The following is a 1111-nucleotide window of genomic DNA, read 5'->3' as shown; positions in this document are numbered from 1 at the left end:
CTCTTTGACTTCCTTGACCACCTCAAGGGTTGGCGGCTGGGCCGCCTTGGGCAGATGGGCCACCTTGCTGGCGCGATTGGCGAGTTCGTTGAAGACATGGTCACGCGGCCCGAAGAGATCTTGAGCGCCGTGGTTGAGGACCAACACCTTGTCGACCTTGTCCAGGATGCTTGGCCGGTGCGAGATCAGGATCAGGGTCGTACCGGCCTCCTTGAGCCCACCGATGACCGTGGCGAGCGCCTGCTCGCCCTCGTGGTCGAGATTGGAGTTAGGCTCGTCTAGGATAAGGAACGCCGGGTCGCCGTAGAGCGCCCGCGCCAGTCCGATGCGCTGGCGTTGCCCTCCGGACAGTGCCGCGCCACCTTGACCGATCTCGGTGGCGTAGCCCTTCGGCAGCCCCTTGATCAGTTCATGGACTCCCGCCAATTGCGCGGCCTTGACCACGTTGTTGAAAGTTGCGGGATTGAGCGACGCAAAACGGGCGATGTTCTCGGAGACGGTGCCGGCGAAGAGCTCGATATCCTGCGGCAGGTAGCCGACATGTCGACCCCGGTCCTCGGCCGCCCATTCGACAACGTTCATTCCGTCAAGCAACGCGCGGCCACCGGTCGGCCGCCAAGTGCCGGCCAACACGCGCGCAAGGCTCGTCTTACCGGCTGCGCTCGGGCCGACCAGCGCCATCGCTTCACCGGGCTTGAGCTGGAAGCTGATTCCTCGCAGGATTGGTTCGCCGCCCTGTCTGGCGAGCATAATATTCTCGGCCACAAACTTGCCTTTCGGGCGCGGCAGTGGCAGGGCCGGCGTGGCCTCCGGCCGCTGACCAGCTACTGCGACCAGACGCTTGTAAGCAGCCCGTGCCCCGATCGTCGCCTTCCATGTACCGATCGCTTGCTCGACCGGGGCCAAGGCGCGGCCCATCAGGATCGAGGCGGCGATCATGATGCCGGGCGAAGCCTCGTTCTTCAGCACCAGATAGGCGCCGAGGCCGAGCACTGCCATCTGCAGGGCCAGCCGGAAGGAGCGCGCGAGGGCCGAGATGACGCTGGATCGGTTACTGGCGCGAGATTGCGCATCATTTGCCTCGTCCTGCTGCGCCTTCCAGCTCTCAAGC

At 64.7% G+C, this 1111-nt stretch carries 1 protein-coding gene; it reads right to left on the bottom strand.

Annotation, left to right across the window (positions count from 1 at the left end; genetic code table 11):
• Window positions 1-1111, bottom strand: a 1111-nt coding sequence (locus EN750_RS35600) for an ATP-binding cassette domain-containing protein (RefSeq protein WP_127399363.1), incomplete at both ends; no start/stop codon positions are given.

It is taken from the genome of Mesorhizobium sp. M7A.F.Ca.ET.027.03.2.1 (assembly GCF_003999175.1).
Lineage (GTDB): Bacteria > Pseudomonadota > Alphaproteobacteria > Rhizobiales > Rhizobiaceae > Mesorhizobium.
This window is presented reverse-complemented; position numbering and strand designations above follow the sequence as displayed.